We start from the raw sequence: 2,740 nt of genomic DNA, 5'->3' as shown, positions 1-2,740 counted from the left end.
TACTTCTCGTCCTTCAGCAGCAGCTTCATGATCACCACTTCCTCTCCGCTGGCTGACCCACTCCGTGGGGCCATTCGCCTTGGTGTGACCGGGATTGGCCACGTCGCCAATCACAGCCGAAGCGTTAGCAAGATCGAAAGGCGTGCAGAGGGGGGAGGTGTGTGCAAGGGGGGCGTGCAACGGCCGCGGGTTCTCGCCTTCTGACAGACAACCGTGGGACACTACAGACAGCCGGACGCGGACAGGAAGGAGGTGACACCAATGCCGCGACCGAAGAGGGAGCCCAATCTGCGACTCCAAACCTTGATCGATGAGGCCGGGTTCTCCCATAAGGGCCTGGCTCGCCGCGTCGATGATCTTGGCCAAGCCAAAGGAATTCCTGGTCTGGCGTACGATCACAGCTCAGTTATTCGGTGGCTGAAAGGTGAGCACCCGCGCGAGCCGATCGCGCCTCTGATCGCAGAAGTGTTCTCGATGAGCCTAGGGCGGAAAGTAACCGTCGGTGACCTAGGCCTTCCTGCTACGAACGAGCGATCTGATATTGGCCTTCGTTTCGCTACTTCATGGCGCGATACAATAGAGGTCATCACAGCGCTATGGAGAAGCGATTTGGAACGTCGCCAGTTTATTGTTGACTCGGTTTTCGCTGCCGGAGCTTATGCCACATCAGCCATAAGATGGCTGACCGCTCCACCTGCCAGGATCATCGTGCCCACTCGATCAACACGGCAGGTCGGCCGCGCCGATGTCGATGCGGTCCGCGAAGTTACACACACCTTCCACCGGCTCGACAACTTGTTCGGTGGCGGGCGAGCCCGCTTGACAGTCGTGCGCTACCTGCATGACGAAGTAGGGCCGCTCCTGCATGACGGCCGATACTCGGAAACCGTTGGCCGAGAACTCTTCACTGCAGCTGCGGAGCTGACCCGCCTCGCCGGGTGGATGGCATATGACCTTGAACACCATGGCCTGGGCCAGCGGTACCTCATCCAGGCCCTTCGCCTGGCTCGCGAAGCGAACAACTACGCGCTCGGCGGGGAGATCCTGGCGGGCATGAGCCACCAGGCCGTCTACCTTCAGCGGGCCGACGATGCGCTTGACCTGGCTCGGGCCGCGCACGACAGCGCAATCAAGGCCGGGTTGCCCGCCCTGGCATCAGAATCTCTGATCATGCAGGCACACGCACTTGCCATTGATAATGAACCTTCCGCATGCGGCAAAGCCCTCAACGCCGCCGAAGAAGCCTTCGAGCGCTCAAGCAGGACCGACACCCCCCAATGGCTCCGTTACTTTGACGAAGCGTACATAGCCGCGAAATTCGGTCACTGCTTCCGCGAGCTAGCCCAAGGAGACAAAGCCGAATACTTTGCCCGCAGGTCTCTCGACATGGTGGACGGCTATGTTCGCGGGCGCACCTTCAATGTCGTACTACTCGCTAACGCCCAACTCCAACAACAGGATCTGGACGCAGCGTGCGCCACTGGGAATCAGGCACTCGACCTTGCCTCTGGACTGCAATCAGCACGCACAATCAAGTACATCCGGGACCTACGGCGCCGGATGAGCAAATTTAGCAAAGAACCTGTAGTGTCAGATTTCCAAGGACGAGCACACGAACTACTCCCGGCCAGCGACCCGCGCACCTCTAACCGGAGCCGGGCCGCATAGCAAGCGCGTAGAGAATCCCAATCACAGATCCCGCGCCAGCAATCTCACCTGACTTGATCATTCCTACTGCTTTATCCAAAGGAACCCAGGCAACCCTCTCGGTCTCATTGATATCAGGGCGGCCGACCTCAACAGCCCCTTTCACAAAGTACAGATCTTGCGGCGAGTCCGCGTTCCCGATCATGGGCTGGAAAGTCATAACGAACTCAGGCTTGTGAGCCGGCCGCCATCCAGTCTCTTCCTCAACCTCCCGCGCAGCGGCAGCCGCCGGGTCCTCGGCCTGATCAACGTAGCCCCCGGGCAGCTCCCACACCCACTTATCGACTATGAACCGGTGCCTCCACATAAGCAGCACCCGATCTTGGTCATCTACCACAACCGTCGTGGCCGTCCGCCGCATGCGCATGACGTACTGCTCGAACTCAGTCCCATCGGGCAGTCCAACCGACGCAATGCTCAGCCGGATGAACGGATTCTCATCGATCAGGCGCTCGCCGTAGATCTTCCACTGCGTGCTCTCGCGGTTGTCACCAGTCACAGTCCCGACGGTACATGGCACCACTGTCCGCCCGGTCGGACTGGCGAGCAGTATCAAGGATCAAGAAAAACTGCGGCGTAGAGCACCAAGCGGGACAACATCTGCGCCCCCCACGCCAACCGGCTGGGTGCCGGTGGGAGGGAGGTCAAGGGTGGGTAGGCGATGGGTATGGCTGCGCGGCGAGGGCTTGTACCGCTTGGGGCAGGTTTCCCTGGGCCAGGTCGGCGAGGGTGACCGATCTGAGGATCGTGGATGTGGATGAGCGCACGGCCAGCCATACGTCCCGCAGCGGCGCGGCGACGCCGGGGTAGGAGATCTCTTCTAGCGTGGGCTTGGACAGGTCGTGCTCGATGACGGCGATGACTTCGGCGAGGGTGATGCTGGTGGCCGGGCGGGCAAGCTCGAATCCGGCGACCGCTCCGCGGTGGCTTCGCAGGAGTCCTGCCTTCCTGAGGTCGGTGAGGATCTGCAGCAGGTAGGCCAGGGGTATGGCCTGGGCGTGGGAGATGCGCTGCGCTGTGAGCGGCCCGTCGG

3 protein-coding genes are annotated in these 2,740 nt (G+C 61.2%); 1 reads left to right on the top strand and 2 read right to left on the bottom strand.

The genetic code is table 11. The features are described from left to right. The first annotated feature begins 261 nt into the window (after nt 1-261). Nucleotides 262-1,668: a hypothetical protein gene (locus VJS90_RS02815; RefSeq protein ID WP_324118885.1), complete on the top strand. Its 1,407-nt coding sequence runs from the start codon at nt 262-264 to the stop codon at nt 1,666-1,668. Here VJS90_RS02815 and VJS90_RS02810 read toward each other — a convergent pair. Beyond that, a complete protein-coding gene (locus VJS90_RS02810; RefSeq protein WP_324118883.1) occupies nt 1,646-2,206 on the bottom strand; it encodes an NUDIX hydrolase in 561 nt (186 codons plus the stop codon). The genes VJS90_RS02815 and VJS90_RS02810 overlap by 23 nt on opposite strands. A gap of 145 nt (nt 2,207-2,351) precedes the next feature. Beyond that, the coding region (locus VJS90_RS02805; protein ID WP_324118881.1) for an Rrf2 family transcriptional regulator at nt 2,352-2,740 on the bottom strand (389 nt) is incomplete at its 5' end.

Origin of the sequence: Pseudomonas sp. (genome assembly GCF_035277045.1) — a bacterium.
Taxonomy (GTDB): Bacteria; Pseudomonadota; Gammaproteobacteria; order Pseudomonadales; family Pseudomonadaceae; genus Aquipseudomonas.
This window is presented reverse-complemented; position numbering and strand designations above follow the sequence as displayed.

Excerpts from the sequence above, each read along its gene's own strand:
- VJS90_RS02815 (WP_324118885.1), top strand. The coding sequence starts at position 262 with ATGCCGCGACCGAAGAGGGAGCCCAATCTGCGACTCCAAACCTTGATC.